The sequence below is a fragment of the Microbulbifer sp. MLAF003 genome (genome assembly GCF_030012965.1).
GTDB classification, from domain to species: Bacteria; Pseudomonadota; Gammaproteobacteria; order Pseudomonadales; family Cellvibrionaceae; genus Microbulbifer; species Microbulbifer variabilis.
In genome coordinates, this window is the sequence record NZ_CP120232.1 from 4,000,150 (window position 1) to 4,026,382 (window position 26,233).

14 protein-coding genes and 3 pseudogenes are annotated in these 26,233 nt (G+C 47.6%); 5 read left to right on the top strand and 12 right to left on the bottom strand.

Translation table 11 applies throughout. The features are described from left to right. Positions 1-115 precede the first annotated feature (115 nt). Positions 116-3,013 (top strand): TonB-dependent receptor, encoded by a 2,898-nt coding sequence (locus P3339_RS19140; protein WP_282951590.1) that lies wholly within the window; start codon positions 116-118, stop codon positions 3,011-3,013. A gap of 435 nt (positions 3,014-3,448) precedes the next feature. Here the strand turns inward: P3339_RS19140 and P3339_RS19145 are convergent. Next, positions 3,449-4,599 (bottom strand): annotated as a pseudogene (locus P3339_RS19145) (IS30 family transposase). Between the two features lie 272 nt (positions 4,600-4,871). Beyond that, the gene (locus tag P3339_RS19150; protein WP_282951591.1) at positions 4,872-7,577 is read right to left on the bottom strand and encodes a TonB-dependent receptor plug domain-containing protein; all 2,706 of its coding nucleotides are present in this window, start codon (positions 7,575-7,577) and stop codon (positions 4,872-4,874) included. A 961-nt stretch (positions 7,578-8,538) separates the two neighbouring features. Here P3339_RS19150 and P3339_RS19155 point away from each other — a divergent pair. Beyond that, positions 8,539-8,829 (top strand): hypothetical protein, encoded by a 291-nt coding sequence (locus tag P3339_RS19155; protein WP_020412015.1) that lies wholly within the window; start codon positions 8,539-8,541, stop codon positions 8,827-8,829. 107 nt (positions 8,830-8,936) lie between these two features. Continuing rightward, positions 8,937-10,597: pseudogene (locus tag P3339_RS19160) on the top strand (tetratricopeptide repeat-containing sulfotransferase family protein). Between the two features lie 77 nt (positions 10,598-10,674). Here the strand turns inward: P3339_RS19160 and P3339_RS19165 are convergent. From P3339_RS19165 to P3339_RS19180, 4 genes are all read right to left on the bottom strand, one after another. Then, a complete protein-coding gene (locus P3339_RS19165; protein ID WP_282951593.1) occupies positions 10,675-13,680 on the bottom strand; it encodes a TonB-dependent receptor plug domain-containing protein in 3,006 nt (1,001 codons plus the stop codon). Positions 13,681-14,052: 372 nt separating this feature from the next. Continuing rightward, positions 14,053-16,887, bottom strand: coding sequence for a TonB-dependent receptor plug domain-containing protein (locus P3339_RS19170; RefSeq protein WP_282951594.1), 2,835 nt, complete (start codon positions 16,885-16,887; stop codon positions 14,053-14,055). 225 nt (positions 16,888-17,112) lie between these two features. Further along, entirely contained in the window at positions 17,113-17,583 is a 471-nt protein-coding gene (locus tag P3339_RS19175; RefSeq protein ID WP_282951595.1) for a tetratricopeptide repeat protein, read from the bottom strand. Continuing rightward, on the bottom strand, positions 17,580-18,242 hold the full coding sequence (locus P3339_RS19180) for a transglutaminase-like domain-containing protein (RefSeq protein WP_282951596.1): 663 nt from the start codon (positions 18,240-18,242) through the stop codon (positions 17,580-17,582). The genes P3339_RS19175 and P3339_RS19180 overlap by 4 nt, the downstream gene beginning before the upstream one ends. A 378-nt stretch (positions 18,243-18,620) precedes the next feature. Here P3339_RS19180 and P3339_RS19185 point away from each other — a divergent pair, with 378 nt between their 5' ends. After that, positions 18,621-19,547 carry a peptide MFS transporter gene (locus P3339_RS19185; protein WP_282951597.1) on the top strand — a complete coding sequence of 309 codons (927 nt, stop codon included), beginning with the start codon at positions 18,621-18,623 and terminating at the stop codon, positions 19,545-19,547. Continuing rightward, the gene (locus P3339_RS19190; protein WP_282951598.1) at positions 19,472-20,152 is read left to right on the top strand and encodes a peptide MFS transporter; all 681 of its coding nucleotides are present in this window, start codon (positions 19,472-19,474) and stop codon (positions 20,150-20,152) included. The genes P3339_RS19185 and P3339_RS19190 overlap by 76 nt, the downstream gene beginning before the upstream one ends. 97 nt (positions 20,153-20,249) lie before the next feature. On the opposite strand, the gene P3339_RS19195 is transcribed toward P3339_RS19190, so the two are convergent. The 6 genes and pseudogenes from P3339_RS19195 to lpxL form a co-directional block, all read right to left on the bottom strand. Continuing rightward, a complete protein-coding gene (locus P3339_RS19195) occupies positions 20,250-21,086 on the bottom strand; it encodes a sulfite exporter TauE/SafE family protein (RefSeq protein ID WP_020412009.1) in 837 nt (278 codons plus the stop codon). A 193-nt stretch (positions 21,087-21,279) separates the two neighbouring features. Then, entirely contained in the window at positions 21,280-22,104 is an 825-nt protein-coding gene (locus P3339_RS19200; RefSeq protein ID WP_282951599.1) for a sulfite exporter TauE/SafE family protein, read from the bottom strand. Positions 22,105-22,203: 99 nt separating this feature from the next. Continuing rightward, positions 22,204-22,977: an MBL fold metallo-hydrolase gene (locus P3339_RS19205; protein ID WP_282951600.1), complete on the bottom strand. Its 774-nt coding sequence runs from the start codon at positions 22,975-22,977 to the stop codon at positions 22,204-22,206. After that, positions 22,977-24,164, bottom strand: a complete 1,188-nt coding sequence (locus tag P3339_RS19210; RefSeq protein WP_282951601.1) for an NlpB/DapX family lipoprotein — start codon at positions 24,162-24,164, stop codon at positions 22,977-22,979. The genes P3339_RS19205 and P3339_RS19210 overlap by 1 nt, the downstream gene beginning before the upstream one ends. Positions 24,165-24,198: 34 nt before the next feature. Then, the gene (dapA, locus tag P3339_RS19215; RefSeq protein ID WP_020412005.1) at positions 24,199-25,074 is read right to left on the bottom strand and encodes a 4-hydroxy-tetrahydrodipicolinate synthase; all 876 of its coding nucleotides are present in this window, start codon (positions 25,072-25,074) and stop codon (positions 24,199-24,201) included. 92 nt (positions 25,075-25,166) lie between these two features. After that, positions 25,167-26,131: pseudogene (gene lpxL / locus P3339_RS19225) on the bottom strand (LpxL/LpxP family Kdo(2)-lipid IV(A) lauroyl/palmitoleoyl acyltransferase). Positions 26,132-26,233 lie beyond the last annotated feature (102 nt).

Sequence of the window (26,233 nt, forward strand, 5' to 3'; positions counted from 1 at the left end):
CTTAATTTGGCGGTTGTTTATTGTGCAAATTACAATTTGCCGCCCACTAATAAAATAGTAACAAGTACTTCAGTGCCAGCTATGGCACTGAATACAATAAACACGGGCACCCTCTTTGAAGCTAAAGCACTGGGCTTTTTTCTCTCTGGCTTTGCTGCTACCAAATACTGGTACAGCTGATGCCGCCTGCCCAGAACCCAAAATCCAACTACCAGCAGGGTCGCTTCCCCAGGCCCTAATATCATTAGGCCAACAGTGTAAGATCTCCGTTCTGGTGCAAACCTCATCTGCATCCCGCTATGCGGTACCCGAGCAGACCTTGACAAGTGATGATGGCCAATTCGAACCCATACTACAGCAGTTATTGCGGGACCTTCCATTCACCTATCAACGCATTGGCCCAAGCTCTTTTGCGATAACACCTAACAAAGAGCAGTCACCAGACCCCTTAGGCACAACCATTCTCCCAACAGAGGAAGTCACTGTTACAGGACAAAGCCTGACGGGCAGCCACCTGCGTCATTACCAGCTTGATAGTTACGCCCCTATCGACCGACTTTCCCGAGAGCAACTTGAGCTTACAGGGGCGCAAACAATTGCGGGCTTATTAAAATTCTTACCGGCAGTATCCGGCAACTCCACCAGCACATCAGTCAGCCAAGAAGACAACGGCACGGCAACGGTATCATTACGCGGCCTACCTGCGAGCAATACCTTAGTCCTAATCAATGGCCGCCGCATCATAGGAGATGGATTTAACGGTGAGGCTACAGACCTCAACACCATTCCCCTGTCTCTGGTTGAGCGCGTTGAAATCCTAAAAGACGGCGCATCAGCTATCTATGGATCAGATGCAATTGCCGGGGTTATCAATATCATTCTGCGCAAGGACTTCGAGGGACTCTCTATCGATAGCTACTACGGCCAAGCATACGAAAATGACCGCCAGACTGAATCCCACCATCTAACCTGGGGACGGCAAGGGGAGCGCAGTCACCTGATGATAGGCTTGGCACACTATCGACAGGGATCGGTGATGAGCCGCGATCGCAGCCTGTCAGAGTCAGCGGATAGCCGCGGGGATGGCGGTACAGATAAACGTTCATCTGCAATTCCTGAAGGCTTTATTGCTTTAGGCAGAAATCAGGTACTTACCAACGCCCCAAGTGGGAGCTACCAGGATTGGTCTCTTGAGGAGAGGTACAACTACAATGACTACACTTCTGCAATAACCCCTGTCGAAAATAACTCCGGCTATATATCCACCAGCTTCGATTTAAGTGAGAACACTCAGCTTTTTGCAGAAATAATGGGACTGCACACCTCAGCAGAAGCCACCAACGCTCCCACCCCGGTATTCACCCGCTTTGATAATGGTGAATTGACTATAACAGCAGACAACATCTACAACCCTTTCAATCAAGATGTCATTGACGTCCGAAAACGAATCATTGAGCTAGGGCCCCGCATTCAAGAGAACCATGCAACAACCTGGCGTTTTAACGGAGGCCTGAAAGGTGTACACAATGAGTGGCAATGGGAACTTGGCGCAGCCTTTCACCATACCGACAGAACCGAGAAAATCAGTAACTTAATCGATCCTTTTGCTCTCTCCCTGGGGCTAAAGGGGCCTGATGTTTGCAGCACAAATAACGGCTGTACCCCTGTAAATCTTCTAGGTCCAAGTGGCAGCATCAACGAGGAGCAACTGGACTTCATCCGTGACCAAAGCTCCACCCGGAACCATTCACGCATGGAGTCACTAACCTTTGTCTCTGATGGTGCACTAGGGCAAATAAAATCAGGGGAAATACTAGCAGCAGGGGGTATTGAAATTCGACACGAGGGCTTAACCTCAAACTCCAATGACAGCATGGAGCTTTCATTCATTGGAGGCTATACACCTGGCTCAGCTAAAGGGTCCCGTACCATCAGAGAAGCTTTCGCAGAAGTTTCGATACCCATACAAGAAAGTAAACTATGGCTAGATGGCGCAGTAAGACTTTCCGACTACAGTGACTTTGGCAGTACTCATAACCCTAAGTTAGCTATTCGCTGGCACCCTACAGAGAGCCTGCAACTGAGAGCCAGTTTTACTACAGGGTTTAGGGCCCCAACTCTTACCGATATGTACCAGCAGGGTTATCAGAGTCAGGAGTTTATCTTAGATCCATGTACGGGTCAGAATGCAGACAGACTAATTGGATGCTTAAAACAATCAGACAGCGCTCGAATCCAATACCTAACTGAGTTTGGTGGTAACCCCAACCTGAAGCCAGAGACATCAAAAAGCCTCTTCGCCAGTCTCAGCTGGACCCCAAGTCAACTTGAAGGTCTTAACGCAACTATTGAGTTCTACGACATACGACAAGAAGAAGTGATTGGTGCTAGTCCGCAGTTTTTAGTCGAGCAAAATGCTTATATGGGAACCTTTGATCAAAAAGTTATTAGGGATGAAAATGGTGAAATTACAAAAATCTTAGCCACGCGTATCAATAAAGGAAGCCGCCATATAAGAGGCTACGACATTGCCCTCCGCCAAGTGGTAAATCCAGAGGGTATCGGCCAAGTTAGCTTTGCTCTGAACCTGAGCCACATGCTGCACTACCTAAACCAAAGTGCCCCGAGCTTGCCTGAGGAAGACTTAGCAGGATTATTTGTAAATACTGCAAAGGGTGGAGCGGGATCTCTTCCCGACTGGAAAGCTAATGCAGGGATTTATTGGACTGGAAATCAATGGGAAGCCGGATACACTGTACACTTCGTAGGAGAAATGAGGGAGTCCTATGTTGAGGATAATGCATTTGTAGATCGAAAAATTAATAGCTGGTCTACACACGATTTACAATTTGCCTTCTCTGTCGCATCAAATTATAAACTTTCATTTGGAATAAGAAACCTGTTCGACACCGCTCCTCCTCTTACTATTACCGCTACAGATAATAATTTTGACTATCGCACATATGATTTAACTGGCCGGTTTTTATTTGGAAATATTTCATTCAAATTCTGACTTATAGCCAGCCTCCCAGTTACGTACCAAGATGTAATTCACTACGCCTCCAGAAGAACACTTTCCCCTGAAGCATCAACCGACAACCTAATAGAAGAATTAGATAGCAGTACAATACGAATCCCCCTAACCCATTGCTATAACGCTATTAAAATAACTTCAACAGCCCTGATTAGGATCGAAAATTTAAGCCCTGACCAAGTATATTAAACTCAATTCAAGGCTAGTACACATCCCACACTTACAACCTTTCCCTTATCCAAAAAAGTGTGAAATCTACACCAGATAAAACAATAAGCACTTCCTCTTTTATATAGAACTTAAAGAAAAAGCGAGGAAAACCTAGGTGTCGATCATTAAAGGCAATTCTAACAATTGGCTGGGCACTAATATTCTATCAATCACACCACCGACAAGAAAAAAGCAGGTGTAGGTTCAACCTGTCAAGGCAACACCCTGTTTAATAACCTGCTTTGGTGTCGCAAAGTTCAGTGTTTTTCTTGGCATGCTATTAAGCTCGTTAGCAACTTGATTGAGTTTCCTCTGAGTATGCTGCGCCAAGCATGTATTTTTTGGAAAGTACTGACGGATTAAGCTGTTGGTATTCTCATTAGTTCCCCTTTGCCAAGGGCTCTGAGGATCGCAGAAGAAGACAGGAACACCTGTATTTTCCTTAAATTCAGCGTGCTTCGCCAACTCCATTCCTCGGTCCCACGTCAGTGATTGGCAAAGCTCTTTTGGCAGTTTTTAGACCTAGCAACAAGCACCTGGTTCACAGAAGTCGCATCTTTCCCTTTCAATTTAAGAATGATCGTATAGCGCGATTTTCGATCCACAAGCGTGGCGAGATGAGTGTTGTTTGAACCTGACACTAAGTCACCCTCCCAATGACCTAAAACACATCGTTCTTGTATCTCCTGAGGACGCTCCCTTATCGATATACCGTTGACGATGTTGATAGTACCGCGCTCGCCTTTACGTGAATGTTGTTTGCTGTGACGAAGACTGTGAGATCGACGCAAATGCTTTACTAGCTTATGATGAAGTGCTGAACGCACATGGAAGTACAGTGTTTTATAGATAGTCTCTGCTGATATCTGCATTGATTCATCAGCCTGATATGTCTTCCGTAACCAACCCGATATCTGCTCTGGAGACCAGTTCAACTCTAATTTTTCCAAAACAAGCTTCTTTAGCCTCGAGTTTTGCTCCAGCAAATACGGCTTGGGACGCCTTGCCATCCGTTTTGCACGGTTGTTTGCGTCTACTGCTTTACAGTATCGTCGCCCCCGATTTCTCTGAATCTCACGCGAGATTGTGGATGGATTCCGATTCAAGGAGCGAGCGATTGCTCGAATACTTTGTTTTGCAGAAAGATCTGCACGTATTTCCTCGCGTTCGGCTAATGTGAGGTGTTGAGGAGATGGCTTTCTGGGTATTGGTTTAATTCCGCCAGTATCTCTCAAAACAGTAAAAATGGTTCCTGGCTTAGAATCTATGGCATTGGCAATTTCACAAAAGCCAATGCCCTTTTTCCAAGCGTCGAAAATCCACTCCTTTTCTTCTGCTGTAAATATACGCTTCATTCAATGATCCCCCGATAGGCCATATTCCTACAGGGGTGTTGCACTGATCAATTGAATCTACAGGTACTTAGATTAGGAGAATAAAGTAAAGAAACTCAACCTCAATAAAAAGCGTCACTGAGGCCAATAAATTGATATTGGTTTAGGTTACTTTAAACAACCATGTAGAACTTCGCAGTATTTGACCGATAATCTTTCTAAGAAATTAACAAAAATCAAAGCAATAAAAAGGGGGCTAAAATAGCCCCCTTAATATGATGCTTTAACAGCTCTTAGAACTGATAGGTAACACCAGCCCAGGCGTAGCGGCCCTGGAAGTCGTAAGTGCCGTTCCAATCGCTACCTGAAGTAGTAGACGGTTCACGATCGGTCACATTATCGATACCAGCGGTTAGGCGCATGGACTCATTTACATCCCAGCCTGCTTTCAAATTCAGATAAGTGTGGGAAGGCATGTCCATGTATGGGCTGTGGCCATCACCAATGTACTGAATGTCAGCTCCAAAGTCCCAGTTGTCAGCGTACCAGGTTGCACTGGCAAGGCCGCGCCACTTGGTGTAAGCCTCACTGGTAGTGCCAATGTAGTCTACCCGGTCAGTGGTCTGGTCTGTCTGAGAGTTGTACTCTTCGTACTCAAGCAGGTGAGTTGCCTGGGCACGCAGAGCCAATTTACCCGCATCGTAATGGAAGTTCTGAACTACATCGATATCAATACCGCTGGTGTTGATCTCACCGATGTTCATCAGGGAGCCTTCCAGATACTCGATCTGGCCACTGTCGCTGCGGCGTACCAGCGTACAAGCTGTAGCGTTGCCATCGCGGTAGCAGTCATCCAGGATTTGCTGTGTATCAGCTGAAGTGATTGCATCCTCGACTTCAATTTTGAAGTAATCAAGGGTGATAGACAGATCTTCAGCAAAAGCCGGGGTCCATACGATACCAGCCGTGAAGCTTGTAGATTCTTCAGGCTGCAGATCTTCGTTACCACCGATGTTGGTTGGTACCTGATTGCCTGCTTGGGTGAAGCCTGCGCCTACCATGCCACAGTTTGCACCCTGCCCATCCTCATTGTTGCTGCTGGTATCACAGGGATCGATGAGGTACTCGTAGCTCTGAGCAGAACCACTATAGAGTTCATAGATACCTGGAGCACGGAATGCAGTGGATAAGCTGGTGCGGAAACGCAGGTTTTCTGTTGGTGCGTATACAGCGCCAAGCTTATAAGTTGCCTGACCGCCAAAGGTGTCATAGTCAGAGTAACGTACAGCAGCGTCAACGGAGAGTTCATCAGCAAACTTGGCACCAGCCAGGATTGGCAGGTTGAATTCTGCAAATACCTCAGTTACCGCAAAGTCGCCAGAAGTGGCATCTTGTTGGTTGCTAAAGGTCTCACCAAGTTGAGTTTCTTCACTCGGATTAAACTCACCAGACTCTTTACGATACTCAACGCCCGCAGCAAAACCTAAAGCTCCACCTTGGAACTGAATAGGTTCGATGTCTCCGGTCAAGCTGGCGCCGACATTAAGCATATCGTATTCGTTGTCTTCACGATCGGTGTAGCTGATGTAGTCGATAACTTCACCGCTCATGCCGCCGAGGAACTGGATATCTTCCTCTGCAATACCGCTTACACCATCAAGAATTTCCTGAACTTTCGTCTTGCTGATGGAGTTGCCAACGGTGTTATCACCTTCGTTTCTGCCGTAGCTCACGAACGCATCCCAGCCCCAGCCATTGGAGAAATCACCACGCAAGCCGCCGAGAATTCGGTAAGTTTCAGTTTGTTGCTCAGAGTCGCGAGTACCACCAGCAACCGGGCGTAAGCGCACATCACTGAGGCCGTCTTGCCAGTTTTCACCGTGAGTGGCTTCTGGTTCAGTAGGCTTCAGGTCATCAGGGCTGCCCTGGGCTTCCCACTCTGCAACAGCTGCGTTATATGCCGCGAGCTCAATTTGGTAGGCATCTTCAGCCGCTTGCCAAGCGTCGGACAACTGAGACTGGACTTCTGCTGAAAGATGGTCAGCAGTGATGTTCAGGCCATTGCCTGCGTACATCGGCTGAGCAGCAAGCTGCTGATTGGTAGTTTTAGTGGTGTAAGAACCTTCTCCATAGAATTCGATGGAGTCAGTAATTGAGAAGGTGCCGCTTCCTGTAAAGCTGGTACGTTCCATAGACCCGGACAGCCACATGTACTGGCCAATGTCGTAGGAGGAGTAATCACCAAGCGTTTCACCATCCTCACCAACACTAAAAGCACCGTAGTTGGTGAAAATATTGCCAGTCGGGGACATAGAGCTTTGTAGGCCAGCCCAGTCACGGTCGGTGTAAGCGATCTCATCGCGCTTACTATGAGTAACGTTGCCGATGAATTGTCCGCGATCAAACTCTTTACCGAAAGTGATAGACAGCTCGCCATTCTCTCCGCCACCAGCTTCAGTAGCACCAGCACGGGCATTTATACGCACACCATCGAAAGAGTCTTTCAATACTACGTTGATAACTCCAGCCACAGCGTCAGAGCCGTATACCGCAGAGGCACCATCAGTCAGCACTTCAATCCGGTCAATCATGTCTACAGGGATATTGTTCATATCTACAGCAGAACTCACGCCTGAGCTTGAAGACACAAAGCGGCGACCATTAACCAGTACCAGGGTACGCGCTGAACCCAGGTTACGTAGGTCCACGAATGAAAGACCAGCACCGCCATTATTATCGTTGGCGTTGATACCGGTGGTACCCATGGACGGTAGTTGGTTCAACAGTTCGTCGATGGTGCCCACTCCAGAACGCTGGATGGCTTCTGAGTCAACGAGGGTAATTGGGCCAGTAGTGGACAGTGGGTCACGCGCAATGCGAGAACCAGTAACAACTACTTCTTCAACCTCTGGTCCGGGGACGGATTCCTGGGCGAATACGCCAGTGCTGGCGATCGTGCCCAGTGCTGCAATGGCAACGCTCAGTTTGGTCTTGATCATAGTGGAACCTTCTTATACTTAAGGTACTTAAACTGCTTTTATCTATTAGCATTCTTAAAGAACGTACCTGACTTTAAAGCATTGAAGAGATTTATGGAACTATTGTGACTTTTTTTGTTCAAGGTTGGCTTGCTTGTGATTAAAAACAAAAAGATATTTAGTACATATACCGTTCGATATCAGATATACATACTTATCTAGCAGTCTAAAATTAGCTTTATATTGCGAAATATAGGGCTTTATTAGTATAAAAACACTTAAGCCCAATGCTATCCAAGATAAGCTGATTGAAGGCTATTTTGGCAAGATTTAGCCCCGGGTTTACTCATATTAGGGGGAGCTTGTGGGGAAATGGGGTGAGAGAGCAAAGGGTCCTCTACCAATTCAGGACTTATCGATCTCTCTAGAATGAAAACATGAAACTGTATAGCCAGGACTTAAAGAGTCCTCTTGATGAGATTATTCTCAAGGAGGCAGCGATCTATATCATTATGAACCTATATCACTTACCACACATGACTGACAAACCTCATTACAGTCAGCTCACGCTGCCCCCTAGGCCCAGAACTCACCAGACCAACCTGAAACCCCCTGCTTATTATCACATTCCGACCTCTACCCCCAAAAACCACTAGTGGAAACACACATCAACCAAAAAGATAAAAGCCAAAATTAAAAAAGAGTGCCGCTCACCATGAGAATGATCGAAATTAAGAGGAACTTCACTTTACGCAATAAATATCGAAAGTTTTTACTTCAAGACCATTAAGAAAGAATCAGTTATTAGAACCAGCCGGTTTTACCATCTTTATTAACATGAGCAATATAGTTCTTAATTAGCCTGCCCCTGAATCGTTCCTTTCTCCGCCTTAGGGTGACCTCAACGATTGGTGGCCTTATAATAGATCCGCCTTTATTTAAGCATTAGCATGGACTTGTTTAATATAATTGGAAATATCTAATGAGAAAAAAATCACTCATCTCTGTTTTTTTCGGATTGGGGCTACTTATAGGCTGCGCAAGTGAGCAACAACAAGGCCAAAACATTGCGCCATCCAGCCAGAATACAAATGAAGTCGAGAGTAACACCAGCAATCAACTGATTTGTAAATCAAGAGCAATTACCGGCTCCAGGTTTAAGCAAAAAACATGCATGACAGCGGAAGAATGGAAAAGGATGTCTCGCGAGTCATCCAACATGGTAAATAACCAAAATCGTAAAGGGGTTTTAGGCAATCCTGAAGGTGGATAATTTGTACCAACTAAAGTTTTTGGGGCAGAAGCTTCAAAAAAATTGATCATCCACCAAGGCGCTTGTGTAAGCGCCTTTTTTTCAATCATCTGCTGTGGACAACTCAAATGACTAAACCTCAGGCTTCATTTAGTGAATTGCAACAATCCAAAAAGCTCATTAATAAGCACCAATACACAGCAGCTGAGGCTAAATTACTGAGGGTTCTAGAAGACTCTGATAACAACTTGAAAACTTTGGCTCTTGAGGAGCTATACAAACTTACGTTGAGGCTTGGCAGAAAGGACAAGGCCCTAGATCATTTATTTTCTCTTGCTTCAATAAAAAAAAATGACACAAGCTATTGGGCCGAAGCATATAAGCTAGCTCAGTCACAAGGATATAACGATAAGGCTATACAGGCTCTAAACTATTACATCCAACAGACGCCAGGGTGTTCCCCAAACATTATCTACAACCTCGCATACCATTTAAAAATAGAAAACAGACTTTCAGAATCCTTATCCTTTTACAAAAAAGCTCTGAGCAAGGGGATCTCAAATCCGGAAGAGGTCTACACAAATATCGGGGTCATTTATTCTGAACTAAGACAAGAGGATAAAGCCAAAGACAGTTATCAGCTTGCACTAAATAAAAACAGAGAATATACACCCGCCCTTTTAAACCTTGCCGCTCTGTTTGAAGAACAAGGCGACAAACAGAAAGCAACTAAAATATATCACGAAGCCCTGAAAGTCGATCCAAAATGCAGTTTGGCTCTGGCTCGACTATCATATATGTACCATGCCGACAGCATCCAAGACCCTCGTATAAACAATATAAGAAAAGCCTTAGATTCTGGTAGGCTCTCTAACCTTAACATGGAGGAACTAAATTTTGCATTAGGAAAATTGCTTGATGATTGCCACCAGTATGATGCAGCATTTAAAACTTATTGCGAAGCCAATGCCTTAGGTGCTCAACGAATCCCACCTTACGACCCTAAACTACAGGAGTGGCAAACAAACACACTGAAAGATGTGTTTTTTAAAGATAATTCCATCCCAGAGGGATCAGGGAATAGCAGTATCACTCCAATCTTCATTTGTGGTATGTTCCGTTCAGGCTCCACCCTACTTGAACAAATATTAAGTGGCCACTCTCAAGTCTCCCCAGGTGGAGAAATAGAATTTATACCTGAACAGGTTAAAAAGATGGGAAGCCAATACCCTCCAATCCTGAAGACAAAAAAACAAGACTTTTTCAATAGCTTATCAAAACTCTATATAAAAGAATTAAAAAGACCTGTTCCAATCGAAAAATATATCACAGACAAAAGGCCTGACAACTTCCTCCACATTGGATTAATAAAAAAATTTTTCCTAAAGCGAAAATAGTATGGACAACAAGAAACTTTTTAGACAACTGCCTATCAATTTTCTTCCAACAAATGGGGCCAGATTTTAATTATTCAGTAAACCTGGAACATATTGCACACTACTACAGCGAACATATTGACTTAATGGATCACTGGAAGAATCTTTTCCCAAATGATATTTATGAAATCAACTACGAGAACCTTGTAACTAATTCTGAAATCACAACTAAAGAACTTCTGAGATTTCTAGAGTTACCATGGGAGTCCAGCTGCCTAGACTTCTCCCAAAGGAAAAATTATGTGAAAACAGCCAGTATTTGGCAGGTCCGCGCCCCTCTGTATAGCACCTCTATGGGAAGAAATAATTATTACAGCAAGCATTTAAAAATCTTAAATAAATATAAGAGCTAAATCTATTCTAAAACACCAACAAAAAAGGCGCGGCATATCATGCCGCGCCTTTTAACTTCTAAATCTAGCTTCTAAATTTAGAAATCCACTGTCAGACCTAAGAATGCATAACGTCCAAGTGCATCATAGATTCCTGGGAAGGTATTACCATTACCAAAAATACTTGAACCTGCATCAGCGGTTAGAGGTGGCTCCTTGTCAAAAACATTATTAATACCACCACGAATGGTCCAATTTTCAGAAGCAGCCCAAGAAGCTGCTAAATCAAAGTAGTCAACTGCATCAAAGTCTGCTTCATTTGCACCGAGATCAGTAACACCACCAATATGGCGCCAACTACCAACCACATCCAAATTCCAAGGGGTAGACCACGTTGTTCGTAAGGTGCTTACGAAATCTGGAGTGGGTGTACCACAAGAACTGCCCCAATTACCGGCGCATTCTTCAACTGGCTCGCCTTTAAACTCCTGCTGATCCCACTTTGTGAGGTATGTTGCAATCAAGTTCATATCAATTGCGCCATAGCTTCCAATATCAAAGCCATAGTTTGCATTAATATCAACCCCTTCAGTCTCAAAGTAACCGATATTGACATCTACCGCTGTAATAGCCGCTTCACCAATCCACAAGTTACCATTACCACCGCGGCTAATAGAGTCACAGAATCGAGCCTCACCAGTTTCCAGACACTTGTTCAAGATGGTTTCTGGCTGAATATTGGCAATTGCATCCTCAACAGTAATATTGAAGTAGTCGGCACTGACAGTCAGCCCCTCAACAAATGAAGGAGAGTACACAAAACCAAATGAAAGAGTCTCAGACTCCTCTGGTGTCAACTCCTGGTTGCCTCCACCAATAAAATTATATTGACCAGCGGGTGAATCTATTGAATTACCATAGGTGGCTGCAGTAATGCCGCTATTCATACAGGCCTCAAGAGTTGCTGAAGGCGCAACTGGCTGGCCATCTTTAGTGCGAGATCCACAAGGGTCCTCAGTCATATCAAAAAGTTGTATTGACTGGGGGCGAAAAAGTTCACGAATATTTGCATGACGAACAGCTGATTGGAAGCTACCACGCAGTTTTAAGTCTTCAGTAGGCTGCCAGTCCGCTGCAATTTTATAGGTATTAGTCTGCTCATCTGTAGAATAGTCGGAGTAGCGGTAAGCTAGCTCTAATCCCAAGTATTCAATACCTGGCATTCCATTGATGAGTGGGACATTCATCTCACTAAAAATTTCTTTAACACTCAAAGAGCCGTCAACAGGCAATGTTGGTCCACCCTGTCCAGCACCCTCACCATTCTGATAACCAGCATCGGGAGAATAAACCAGGCTCTCACGGCGACTTTCCAGGCCCATTACTACAGCGATACCATTATCTGCGCTGGGGAGTTTCCAGCCGTAATCAGTCAGATCACCGGTCACATATCCTGAGATAATTTCCTGATCAGTCGTACCACGGGCATAAAGTGGCAAGACCAAGTAATCAATCGCTTCCTGAGTTACACCGCCCTCTTGAAATACATTCCAGGGCACACAGTTGGGGTCAGAACCATCAATAACAGATTGACAAACAGGTTGACCGTATGTTTCTGCAAGAGGGTTTCCATTTGCATCCAAACGATCATCAGTACGAACGTCCAGCGCGCGGCGAATATTAGTTACAGACATATCGTTCAGATAAGTCTGTTCTAAACTAACTTCAGAATACTGATAGTAAACATCATAGTTCCAGCTATCGTTTATGTCGCCACGCAGCCCAAACACGCCACGGAAGGTGGTGTGACGCATATCATCCTGACGAGGTCCGCCTTCCACATTTCGACGACCAATGTATACCTTACCTGGATTAAAAGTTTGAAGGCCTGTGTCTGGATCAGTATTAACAACTGTTAGATCACTAACATAATTATCTTTTGTTAAGCCGTAAACGCCACAGATTGCTTGGAACTGCTCTTCAGAAAGAAGAGGGTTGCCGCAATACAAATCATCGGTAACGAAGAAAGCACCTGAGGGGGCAATCTGTGCAACGGTACGGTCATCCGTAAACATCAGCTGAGCATAAGCTTCAGCTTTCTCATTGATTTCATAATGACCGAAAGCACCCATTGTCCAGCGCTCATCAGGGCGCTGGAAGTAGTTCAGTGGGCCATAATTATACAGGCGGCTAAAGTTAGTGAAGCCAGTCCCATCAAGACTGTAGTCAAAGCCCTCTGTATTATCTCCGTCATTGCCCCCAAAATCAGTAAAACGCCCCCAAGGAACTGTTGAGGAGCCACCACACTCGAAGCTGTCAGGGCCTCCATCCAGGCTACAGCCACTGTAATCCCGGTCAGATTGTAGTACTGCATCAATTTTTCGATAGTTCGCATAAGCTGTTACATTACCGCGACCGTTATCGAGATTGGCCCCCATAATCAGGGAGAAATCATTGGTTTCCCCGTCGGTCACACTGCCATCAGCCACATCAAATCCATTAGATTCGACCAAGCTTTGCATTTTGCTGTTGTCATTATTGTGTTGATACACACTTGTTTGGGTTTCGAAACGAACGCCCTCAAAATCATCCATCATGATGAAGTTGACAACACCAGCAATTGCATCAGATCCATAAGTTGCGGAAGAGCCACCTGTAAGTACCTCAACCCGCTCCACTAAAGCGCCAGGTATTTGGTTTAAGTCAGCACCAGAACCACCCTGCAGTGGAGAACCTGCCGGCATTCTGCGACCATCAATCAGCACCAGTGTGCGCTGGGAGCCGAGCCCACGCAAAGAAACCGTTGCCGTACCAGTTGAACCATTGGCCTGCCCAGCTGTTTGAGTAGCAGCAACCTGCGGAAGATCGTTAATCAAATCTTCTACACGTACAACCCCCGTTGCTTTTAAGTCTTCAGCAGTAACGGAAGTTACAGGGCTAACACTCACATCATTCGCACGCTCAATACGGGAGCCTGTTACAACAACCTCTTCCACCATTTGCGCATCTTCTTGGGCAAAAGCTGGCATAGCTGGAACCATAATTGCCGCTGCAGTGAAGCCAAGGGCTCCCTTTACAGCCACAGATAGGAGATTCTTCTTCATGGTCAATCCTCTCTTGATCGTTGGACTTATTTGTTTTTTGTCATTTTTGACGTGTCATGAAAACAACTACCCCCAAGTGGCTGCTTTCTTCCCAACAGTTCTTGGACGGTCTAAACCAGGAAAACCTCAATAAATTCGGGCTTGCCCTTATATTCGTAAAAGTCACTTTTGTCCTAGGGAAAATAATTCACCTAAGCAGAGAATCACGCACTTCGCATTAGCAAGCAGTATATTTATGGAAAGGAAAGAGATGGCTAAAAATCAAGCCCTAGATGAAGCGGAACCAAAACAAGTACTAGCGAGGACTCTAGAGGAGAGGAAAATAAAAAAGCGGGCCTTATGGCCCGCTGTTAGCGATTTCAGTAAAGAGGATTAGAACTCCATACGAACGCCCACGAATGCACTGCGACCAATATCATTGTAGACAGCAGCAGCAGTATCGTGCCCGGTTGTATTGCCCGGAATGCCAGTCAGAATAACCGGAGCCTCTTCATCCAGAACATTATTAATACCGAGATTTGCGCTGATGCTATCAGTGAATTGGTAGGAAGCGTACAGGTCATGGGTGACATAAGTGCCCACCTCAAAATTGTACAGGTCATTACTCAAGTCAGGCACTGCATCGCCAATGAAAGAGGTCTCCCACTGTACCATCAGTCGATCCAAGGAGTAATTAACTGTCGCAACCCACTCGTTCTCAGAAATACCAACTTCTCCTACGAGTTCATCACCCTCTCCAAACTTAGTCTCAGTGTAATCAATTATATGACCATAGACTAAAGACAGATCCAACTGACCGCTACCTAATTCCATACCCCACTGAACCTGGACATCCACACCTTCGGTCTCGAGGGAACCTTCATTGATATAGCCAGAATTCACTTCAGTAATTTCACCCAACTGGAAGTCAGCGCCTGAAGTATCACGAACGATAAAGTCACAGAAGTTATTTGGATAGCTGGTAGAGTTGAAACAGTAATCCACGGATGTCTGACGACCAACAGTATCGATTAGATTTTCAATTTCGATATTGTACCAGTCAACAGAGACAGACAGACTACCAATACCCAAGTCACGATCAAACACCACACCTAAGGTGTAACTGTCAGAAGTCTCTGGATCCAAGTTACCGTTGCCCTGATTAACGAAACCGCCAGTTCCTTGGATTTCAGTCTGTGTCAAGTCGAACACACCCTGATCCGCAATTCGAGCAGCTACAGCAGGAATAGCACGGCAGTTTTCAGCGATAGTACCAGTAGTGGTTGCAGTTACCCCATTACAAGGGTCGCTTACTGCACCAAAGGATTCTCCACCAGGCGCGAAAAGTTCACTGATATTTGGGGCACGTACAGCGCGTGCATACTGACCACGAACTCGTAAATCATCATTGATAACCCACGAAACACGAGCAGTATAAGCATCGGTATTGCCAACAGTGCTGTAATCTGCATAACGATATGCAGCGCCGACACTCAACTCTTGGACACCAGGAAGACCCGAGAGTATTGGTGCCTCTACCTCAACATACAACTCAGTAGCATCGAAGCTGCCTTCAGTAGGCTCTTCTTTGTTTCCGGCATTCTGACCGGTGCGAGTTAAGGCGTCAGGGAAATCTGCCGCGTACTCATCACGGTACTCGAGGCCAGCAGCCAAGCTTAAGGGGCCAGAAGGTAACTCAAACAGTTCGCCACTTATGTTGATACCACCAAAGGTTTGCTTGGTGCGCTGGTCGCGAATTGACGGAGCAGTTACATACTTTGCTGCATCCGCAGAAATGGCACCATAACCAAACAGGTTAATTGGTACGCACCCTTCTGCCACTGCCGCGGCATCAGCACATACGATATTGCCATCGCCATCAACGGTCGCATCCAACGCATTTCGGAAGTTGGAAATATTAAGCTGACCTGTGCCACGCTGGCTATCCTGCATTTGGCCTTGACCAAAGTAAGCATCCCAATTCCAGTCGTTGAACTCACCGCGCAGACCTACCAAGCCACGGAAAGTTTGACGCTCCGCAAAAGAGCCTCGTTGCTCCAGCTCTGTGGTACGACGGAAATATTCAATTACGTCGTCACCCTCAGCTACTACAGCGGCGCGCAGGTCATCTGGTACGAAGGGGTTATCAACAGAGATCCCAGTAATGAATAAGTCATCGTTACTGTGTGGGTATGGCTCGATTTCACTCTGCGTTTCGGTGCGGGCAAAGGTGGTCTCGATAAACGCTTCCAAAGAGTCATTAATCTGATAGTTCAGGTTAGAACTAATCAGGTAGCGTTCTGTTGGCACAGTGTAGCGACGGAAGTTTTGGCGGTTAAACCCATACTTCTCCTGATCCCAAGGAACAACTTGGCCACCATCAACTACATAAGAGTCCCCTGTGGATGGGACAAAGAAGCGGCCGTGCTCAGAGTAGGAGGAGTAAAATGGAGCGGTGCTATCCTGACAATCGTCGATATTTTGTGTCAAACGGCAAGTAGCAATATCGTCAACTTCAGTATTCTTGCGGTCACGTGCCAAAACACCTTTTTGATCGGTGTAGGTCATAGAGATAACGGCATTACCTTTACCGTCATCAAAATTGCCGCCAGCAGTGATGTTAAAACGATCCGTTTGGTCATCGCCAAACTCTACAGTTTCACCATGCGAGGAGGTGATGCTCACCCCTTCGAAGTCATCCTTGAGGATAACGTTGATTACACCAGCAAGTGCATCAGAACCATAGATGGCCGATGCACCACCAGTAATAACTTCTACACGCTCGATTAGCTCAGTAGGGATAGTGTTCCAGTCAACAGCTGATGTACCTGCAACACCAGAAACGTAACGACGCCCGTTAACCAGTACAAGGGTACGATCCTCTCCCAGGTTGCGAAGCTCAACGGTGTTGATACCAGCCCCAGAAGTAAAGAAGTTAGAGTTGCTACTAGAAATACCTGACACACCAGTTGCCGGCAGACTCCGCAGAACATCAGCACTGTTCACCATGCCGGAGAATTCGATGCTCTCAGAGTTTACGGTTGTGATTGGTGTAGCAGCTTCCAGGTTAGATCTGGTGATGCGTGAACCGGTTACGATTACTTCCTCAACCAGTGTCGCGTCATTTGCATCCGCGGATTCCTGGGCAAAAGCTTGGCCAGTTGCTCCAAGGACTACAGATACTCCAAGTGCTGTCTTGATTGCAGACGAAAGGATATTCCTTTTCATTGTTTTATCTCTCTCTAGAGTAGGGCTGGGCCCTACTAGATACGTTTGAGTTTACTCATGAAGCAACCACCCCCATGGCCACTTCAGCTCCCAACGTAGATAGAGACGAACCAGATACTCCCCCTCAATAAAAATTTACCCAAAACTCAAAAAAAGTGCTTACCTTGCTAACCTGCATCTCTGAACACTTCCCTCAATTGTGACAAGTCACAATCTGTACACCCCCTACTTCAAAAGTAAATTCAACTTGCGCTCATAAGCTTTCGCAGTAGATGGCCCAGTTACCAAAGAAAAGGCCTCTTCAAAGCTTGCTCGTGATGCCGCCATGTTCCCAAGCTGGTACCTTGCCAACCCTAAAAGAAAGTGAAAGCGGTGATCACCCTCATACCGCCAAACAGCACGGCGCAAATGCTTCTCGGCTTGCCTATACTCGCCAACTTCGTAGGCTTCCCGAGCCTGATAGTAGAGATAATAAGGATTTCTCTCGCGATGAAAGCGGGCACGCTTGGCATAGATATCAGCAAGACCCTCTTCACCCTTGAAGCGATAAAGTCGCTCTAAGTTACTAATCGCGGTGAGATTATTATTCTTCAAGAACAAGGACTTACGATAACTTTGCTCCGCTTCTTGGAGGAATCCAAAGTGGCTGTACATTGCCCCTAGGTTAGCCCACAAGTCGCTTCTCTCCGGGCTCATCTCCACCGCCTTTCGCAAGTGCAAAAAGCTTGCTTCCGCTCTCCTGCACGCATCAGCTCAATTCCCCGATTACTGTAATAAAGCGAAAAGGCTGTGGTGTCATCCAGCTCGAACTGTTTATAGACTGGGTCATAGGCAGCCAGATTAAAGTCGACTACCCGGCGGCCACGGAGGCTTTCAGAAACCATATTTATATGGCGATAAAGTACAAAGGTCTCCGCCTCATCATGACTCCAAACTGGTGGAACCTCTACCTGATTGAAGTAAGCTTCCGCTCCCAACTCCCGAGCCATAGCCACCATCATCAACGTAAAAGCAAGGCAATTACCTCTTTCCTGGCGATAGGTTTCCATAGCCGAAAGCGTACTGTTTTCATCGTACTGGACCAGAAACTCTCGCTCCTCGAAGGCCCTTATCAGAGCGGCAAGACGGTGGCGAGAATCAGAGTCAGGAGCCAGAGTCGCCAAAAAATCTCGCACCTCGGGAGATAGCCAAAGAAGATCCTCTGAGGGCAACTCATTCAGGCTGACCGGATACCCAAGTATTGCCTCCCCGCTCAAGGCCGAGGTCAGGTCTATCTCCGCTTTATCTTTTTTAAAGGGCAAGCTTGAACAAGCAGCCAAGAACAGGATCAGGCTAAGCAGCAATGGGGCTTTCATTGTTATTTTCCCCTTGAAATAGGTTTTCAAACAGGATTTACCACTATTTTGAGAGTAAAGGAAGTGCCCAATTTCCATTTCACCAAATAATCCGACAACGGTTCGCCTGTAAATTAGACAACTGGTAAACTTCAGGAATTGCTTTGGGGGCTAGCTCGCAAGCTTCTATCTTCTAATTCCATGAGAAGGGCTTTCTTATGGCAAGGAAAAGAACTAGTTAGCTAAAGAATCTCGAATCAATACTTGAGGGGGTATAGTTTCTCCTGAATAGACGAGATGACCGCATGGTCAAAGCGAGCAACTGCTCGGGATCAATAGAGATGTACCCGGTATGCCCTGCATACCCTACTAGAGCTATAACAATTGGAAATTCAGCTTATGTCGTCGAATACACATCAGAATGGAGGGGGCTTTTTTGGCCACCCCAAAGGGCTTTCCACACTGTTCTTCACTGAAATGTGGGAGCGGATGAGTTACTACGGTATGCGCGCTCTGCTCGTACTGTTTATGACCGCCAGCTTGCAAGAAGAAGGTTTAGCCTTCACTGTCGCTGCTGCTACGGCGATCTATGGTCTTTACACTGGCGCTGTCTACTTCCTTGGCCTGCCTGGTGGCTGGATTGCGGATCGCCTCCTTGGCGGACAGCGGACCATATGGTATGGCGGCATTATTATCATGTGTGGCCATATCGTTCTGGCAATCCCTACAGATAGCAGTTTCTTTATTGGCCTGATTCTGGTTGCTTGCGGTACTGGTCTACTCAAACCCAATATCAGTGCCCTGGTCGGTCACCTCTATCAGCCCGATGATGTTCGCCGTGATAGTGGCTACGCACTTTATTATATGGGTATCAATATTGGTTCCATTCTCGGTTATGCAATTTGTGGATATTTTGGTGAGAATGTTGGCTGGCATTGGGGCTTTGGTGCAGCAGCGGTCGGTATGGCGATCGGTCTTATCCAATACCGTAGGACAATCGGGAATCTGGGTGATGCGAGCCTGGCACCGGAAAACCCTCTAGCTCCAGAAAAGGCCAAGCTTGCATGGCGAATCATCGGAGTAATCGCTGTCGGTGTGGCCTTGATCACCGGTCTTGCCATGAATGGCACTATCGTTATTAATCCGACGGTCATGGCTCAATATGTCGCGGTGGCCTTTACTTTAACTTTCCTGGCCTACTTCGGCTTCATTTACTTCGGCGGAAAGTTGAGCGGTTCCGAAAAAAGAAAATGTGGGCCCTGTTCCTGGTTTGTGTGGCCTCTACTTTTTTCTGGTCAGGCTTCGAGCAAGCCGGCTCATCTCTAAACTTGTTTGGTCGTGATTATACTGACCGCCTTATCGGCTCTTTTGAAATGCCGGCATCTTGGCTGCAGAGCTTCAACTCCATCTTTATTATTACCCTTTCACCTTTCTTCGCCGCCCTATGGATTAATCTTGGTAAGCGGATGATCACGCCATCCTATGGGCTAAAGTGTGCAATTGGCCTCATCATTATGGCAAGCGGCTTCCTGGTGATGTTCTTTGCGGCTCAATATGCCGCTGATGGCCTTAAAGTCGCTCCATACTGGCTGGTTACAACTTACTTCCTGCATACTGTTGGCGAACTCTGCCTGAGCCCCGTAGCATTGAGTGCTGTTAGCAAACTGTCTCCGCGCCGCTTCGCTGGGCAGATGATGGGAGTCTTTGTCCTAACTTATTCCATCGGCAATATTTTCTCGGGTCTTCTGGCTGGACACTTCGATCCTAGTAATGTTGCAGAAATGCCCGACCTTTACCTGCAAATCAGCCTGTTTACCATCGGCGTAGGTATTATCCTCGCGTTGATCAGCCTGAAATCCAAGTATTGGGAAAGTGACGCCAATGAAGGTCAGCAGGCGACAGAATCCCAAGTGGGAACAAAAACTGCATGAGAGACGCCTTAAACTGAGTCCAGTTTGATGAAAGCCGCTGGAAACAGCGGCTTTCATTTAAAGGCTAACCGAGATAGTTGATTGCCAGTAATTGAATTCAATTAGCTAAAACATTTGTTAGCAAACTGAAATTTTGCCAAATAAACCGTCCCCCGATAACACAGAGCAGTAAAGCAAAACACAATTTCAATCGCTCAGCTGAAAACCTATGCGCCAAGCTCGCTCCTACTTTGGCAAAGAACACACTGGTTAAAACAATACCCAAAAATGCGGGCCAATAGATATAGCCACTACTCCAGCTAGGCAGCAACTTATTACTCCATCCTTGCACAACAAAACTGAGAGTCCCCGAAATTGCGATAGGCAACCCAAATGCCGCAGAGGTTCCCACAGCATGCTGCATCTTGACCCGGTAGTGAGATAAATAAGGTACTACCAGAGCCCCACCTCCGATTCCGAAAATGGCCGCTAACCAGCCAATTACCCCACCAGAACAAATTAAGGGAAATCGAGATGGTAACCGGCTATTACCGTTCTTTAAAGGCATAGCTCTCAAGCCACTCAATCCCATGCGTATTGCCATTAAGATGGCAAAAATACCTATCAAGAGCTGTAGCCAAGCACCAGGCAATAAGTCTGCAGTCACACCACCCAGCCAGGACCCCAGAAGTATTCCCGGGGTCATCAGCCAAAATAAGTGCCAGTCTACTGCGCCCTTTGCGTTGTGCGCTCGCACTGAGCTGATTGAAGTTACGACTATTGTCGCCAGAGAAGTCCCCACGGCCATGTGGGTTAGGACCTTAGGAGAAATATCTATTGCAGAAAAAATCAGTACCAGTGCCGGCACAATAATCAGGCCTCCTCCAATTCCCAAGAGGCCTGCTGCAGTCCCAGCAACCGCACCGAGCAATAAATAAATAAAAAACATCTCCATGATGCTTCATTTTAGTCACTACTAATAGCGCACCGAGACAGATGTTAGTGAATATTTTAGAGCCCATAAACAGATAAGTAGGCAGATATAATAAGACGGGATCACCTGATTCTGCCAAAGGAAAAGAATCTTAAGATCCCCCCAATCAACCAAATCGCTTCAAGAGGAAACTACCATTAAAATCTGCCAGTATCTAAGAGGTTAGCAAGCTGCTATTGAGCCAAATAAAGCGCCCGCCTATCATACAAAGTAAAACAGCAAAGCCATGTTTTAACCACTTTGCCGGAAGACGGTGAGCCAGATTGGCCCCAAAACGGGCAAACAAGGTACTGGTTGCGACGATTCCCAGGAAAGCGGGCCAATAGATATATCCACTGCTCCAGCTCGGCAGCTGGCTATTATCCCACCCCTGCACCGTAAAACTCAGCGCCCCAGCTAAAGCGATTGGTAACCCGCAAGCTGCAGAGGTAGCAACCGCGCGCTGAATTTGTACACGACACCGGGAAAGAAAAGGTACGGTGAGGGACCCTCCGCCAATACCAAAAATTGCAGAGGCCCAACCTATCACGCCGCCGGCAGCAGCCAGCAAAGGAGCAACTGGAGGATTACCAACTCCCTCCTCAACCTGGCCATGGCGGAGGCCACTCAGCCACATACGGACGGCAATCACAATGGCGAAGACTCCTATCAATAACTGTAACCAGGCCCCAGGTAACAGTTCCGCCGTCATCCCTCCCAGCCAAGAGCCCAGCAGTATTCCCGGCGTCATCTTCCTGAACAGCTGCCAATCCACAGCTTCTCTCTTGTGATGGGCTCGTACAGAACTAATAGAAGTAATAACAATCGTGGCAAGTGAGGTCCCAACAGCCATATGGGTCAGAATTTCTGGCGAGACTCCCATAGCGGTAAAAACCAGTATCAGCGCTGGAACAATAATCAGGCCGCCACCAACACCAAATAGGCCAGCGATAGTGCCAGCCACCGCCCCAACCAATAGATAAATCAGTATTGTTTCCATATATCCCCCGTCCCTCGAATAGCCAGAGGTCGTCCTAACTAAGGCAAAGCAGATTTGTATTGAGAGATTTAGAGCCGAGTGATACGAAGCGAATGGGGCCTATCCCCGTGCTTCCACAGTGAGCCAGTCGAATCCCTCTTGCTGGCAGGCAAAAATACAATTCTCCACACTTTCCGCCATCTCAGCCATCGCTGAGCGGGCAAGTTCCAGCGTATTATTCTTCTCACTAATATGGGCCACCACTAAGTGCTGCAGCTGTTCATAGCCCACCCGCTGCAAAAATCCGGCAGCCTGTTGATTACTCAAATGACCATAAGCTCCGCCAACTCGCCTTTTTAATGAGGGAGGGTATGGCCCCTGTGCCAGCATCTGGGGATCGTGATTAGCCTCCAAAACCAGTGCGTCGCAGCCGCTAAAGTGGGCCTCTACATGAGGTGTCACCGTACCCAGATCAGTAAGGAGGCCGAGACTACTGCCACGACTGCGAAAAACATACTGCGCGGCTTCCCGCGCATCGTGAGGCACAGCCACAGGTGTGACTTGTATACCCGCAACAGTAAGCGGTTGATGACCTTCAATCAGATGAACTTCAGGCAACTTGCCAATATCGCGAGCTCGGAGAGTGCCCGGGGTCAGGTAAACAGCCAAGCCATACTTACGCGCAAGAGGAGCAACCCCAGACAGGTGGTCGCTGTGTTCATGGGTTACCAGAATGGCAGTGAGATCGGCAGGGGACATACCGAGCCGCGCCATACGCCGCTCGGTCTCCTTGATGGTAAAGCCACAATCAACAAGCAGGCAGTGGTCGCCACTGGCGACCAGAGTGCCGTTGCCTTTGCTGCCGCTTCCCAGTGAGGCGAAGCGCAGGCCCATTAAATCAAGTTCTGCTGAATCGAGAGTAGTAACTCAGAGGCTTTGGTCCGAGACAGCGGCTGGCCACGGGTATCGCGGATACGCACTTCAATCTCATCATCATTTCCGCGAATCACAATCAAGTAGCCAGGATATTCTCCTTCGGGACTAGCGCTTACACCAAGCCCTTTGATCTCTTTGAACAAGGGAGGCTCAGTGCCTTCAGTGGTATCGATACCGGCAAGAATCTGCTGCAGGGTAACCTGGTTAGCACTATCGGCCAGCTCATCTTGTTTGTCCTTCTTACCCCAAGAGAACCAGCCACCATCATCCTCACTATCGGCCAACTCGCGCTCCTCATCGTAAGTGACGTAGAAAAGGCCGATATCAGAATCTTCACGATGCAGACGATAACCTCCCGCATTCACCGCATGAGCGACTGTCGCCCAAGCGCGCTCCATCTCCAGCCCCATAGAGATATAGGGCTCATGGCCAACCGGCTCGCGCAACTGAACTTTCACAGTACTGCCACCGATAGCTTGGGCCACCAATGAAGCAGAAGCACCAGTGGATTCGGTTGCCAGGGATGTGGACATTTCATCGATCATCCAACCTTCGCGTTCAGGGCTACTGGAACGCTGTGGCCAGTTGACGGAGCCACCCACCGGAGCATCCGCGGCAACCGACAGGTGACGCACGTGGATCTCGGTAGTGTCGGGCTGCACACCGGTTTCAATCTGCAGGCGGTACTTATCTTTGGTTTCCGGGCTCTCGTTAAATGTCATCCAGGCCGTTTCCATAATGCCGCTGCTGGCATCAGACATCTCCACATGTAAGCCCGAGGAGCGCAAGAAATAATGCAGCTGAGGCCAAACCTCTGCCGGTGGTTGGGATACCAGCACCCAACGGTTGCTACCCAGCTTTTGTATCTTTACCCGTTCCGTTCCAGCATTGACAGATAATGCTTGAGGCCGCGGAACCTCGAAGTCACTCTGCTCCAGTTCATTTCCTGCAATCTGGGGGATCTCATAGAGCTCCTCCTGGTGCTTGGCGTTGATGCCTTCCGGTATCTGCAGCGGTGCCAAGCTGTCGGCCTGTTGGTAATCATTGCTGCGATCGCGGAAATAGCCATCGTTGCCGAACACACCACAACCTGCCAGGGTAAGACTGGAAATACAGAGCGCGGCTCCAACGGTCAATTTATTCATCAAAGCTTTCCTGGTTAATTCTCTGTTCGCGGACTCACAGTACGCCGGCACTGCGCAAAGCTTCGCGCACTGTAGCATGATGCTCAGGGGAAAGGCTGGTCAGCGGCAGGCGAATCCCCCCGTCTATACGCCCCATTTCCCGCAGAGCCCATTTCACCGGTATCGGGTTGGACTCCAAAAACAGCACTTTGTGCAATATTTGGATACGCTGATCAATTGCCCGTGCAGTCGCAGCATCTCCAGCCAGAGCAGCTTCACACATTTGCGCAACAGCAGCTGGGGCGACATTGGCGGTGACGCTGATATCACCTTGCCCCCCCATCAGGATCAACTCCATCGCAGTGCAGTCATCGCCGGAGTAAACGGCGAAACCCTGGGGAAGAGTTTCTAATAGAACTTTAGCCCGCTCCAGGTCTCCAGTCGCTTCCTTGATTCCAACAATATTGCCAATGGCAGCCAAACGTTGCACAGTCTCGGGCAACATATCCACAGCTGTGCGCCCAGGCACGTTATACAGGATCTGCGGAATGGCCACCGCTTTGGCGATAGCGCGATGGTGTTGATACAAGCCCTCCTGGGAAGGCTTATTGTAATAGGGGGTCACCAATAAACAGGCATCGGCGCCACAACGAGCGGCATTTTCTGTCAGTTCAATCGCTTCAGTAGTTGAGTTGGCGCCCGTTCCTGCAATCACTGGAACGCGCCCCGCAACCTGATCTACCACGCGCCGGATGACCTCAATGTGTTCATTCACATCCAGAGTGGCTGATTCGCCGGTAGTACCTACTGCAACCAATGCGCGGGTGCCTTGTTCTATATGCCACTCAACCAAATTGCGCAGACTGTCCCAATCCAGGCTTCCGTCTGCGTACATTGGGGTAGCCAAGGCCACCATACTGCCGGTAAACATTCTCTCTCCTTAATTTTCGCGCTCGGCCTGGAATAGCACCGCCAGAATCGAACCTGTATGTTACTTAGGGCGCAGTGTCTATGCCAGTGTGACTAGCTCGCCACTTTCCTGCGCTTCTTTTTCTTCTTGCGGACTCCTTCGTACACATTATTGGCGCCTTCCGGCCGGGTCTTAAAACGTCGATGCACCCACATATACTGTTCTGGTGCCTCTCGAATACGAGCTTCAATGAACTGGTTGACCAGGATGGCATCCTGCAGCTCGTCTCCAGAGGGAATCTCCTCAATAGGTGGGTACACCTTCAGGCGGTAACCGGAGCAATCCTCCAAACGGGTCAGCACATAGGGTACTACCTTGGCGCGTCCTACCCGGGCAAATCGCGATGTGCCTGTCACCGTTGCCGCAGGATTGGAAAAAACGGGGCAAAGACGCCCTGCTTAATTCCATAATCCTGGTCTGGAGCATACCAGACGGCACGCCCCTGCTGCAGGGCGCGCAGTACCCCACGAACATCCTTACGCTGGTAGACACTACCATCACCAGTATGGCGCTCACGCCCTTTACGCTGCATATAGTCATATACAGGGTTTTTGTGCGGCCGGTACATACCATCAAGGGTAATGCTCATCCCCATAAGAGCCGCCCCCAATTCCAGGGTGGTAAAGTGCATAGCCATTAGCAGCACACCTTGCCCCTCAGCCTGGATATCCTGCAAGGCTTCCAACCCCTCTATAGAGACACGCTTACGCAGCCAGCGCGCAGAGCGAAACCAGGCCATGCCGGTTTCCATTAGGGCAATTCCGCTGGACTCGAAATTTCGACGAAGAAGTTGTGAGCGTTCAGCCTTACTGAACTCAGGAAAACACAGGGCAAGGTTGCGCTCGGCAATAGTGCGCCGGCTTGGGGCTAGCCTCATCATCACCTTGCCCACACCACGCCCTATAGACAACTGCCAACGAAAAGGCAGCTGGGCCAGCAGGAACCAAAAAGCAAAGAGCAACCAGGTCAGCCAGTGCCGGGGGTGCAGTAAGGCAACTCGAAATCGGGGTTTTTCCATCGGGTATCGCTACGCTGCCGGCGAATAGTCACCAGCTTAATCGGTTGAATTCGGCGTAGTATAACCCATGGGATACAGGCTGGAATGGACAGCAGCCGCAGT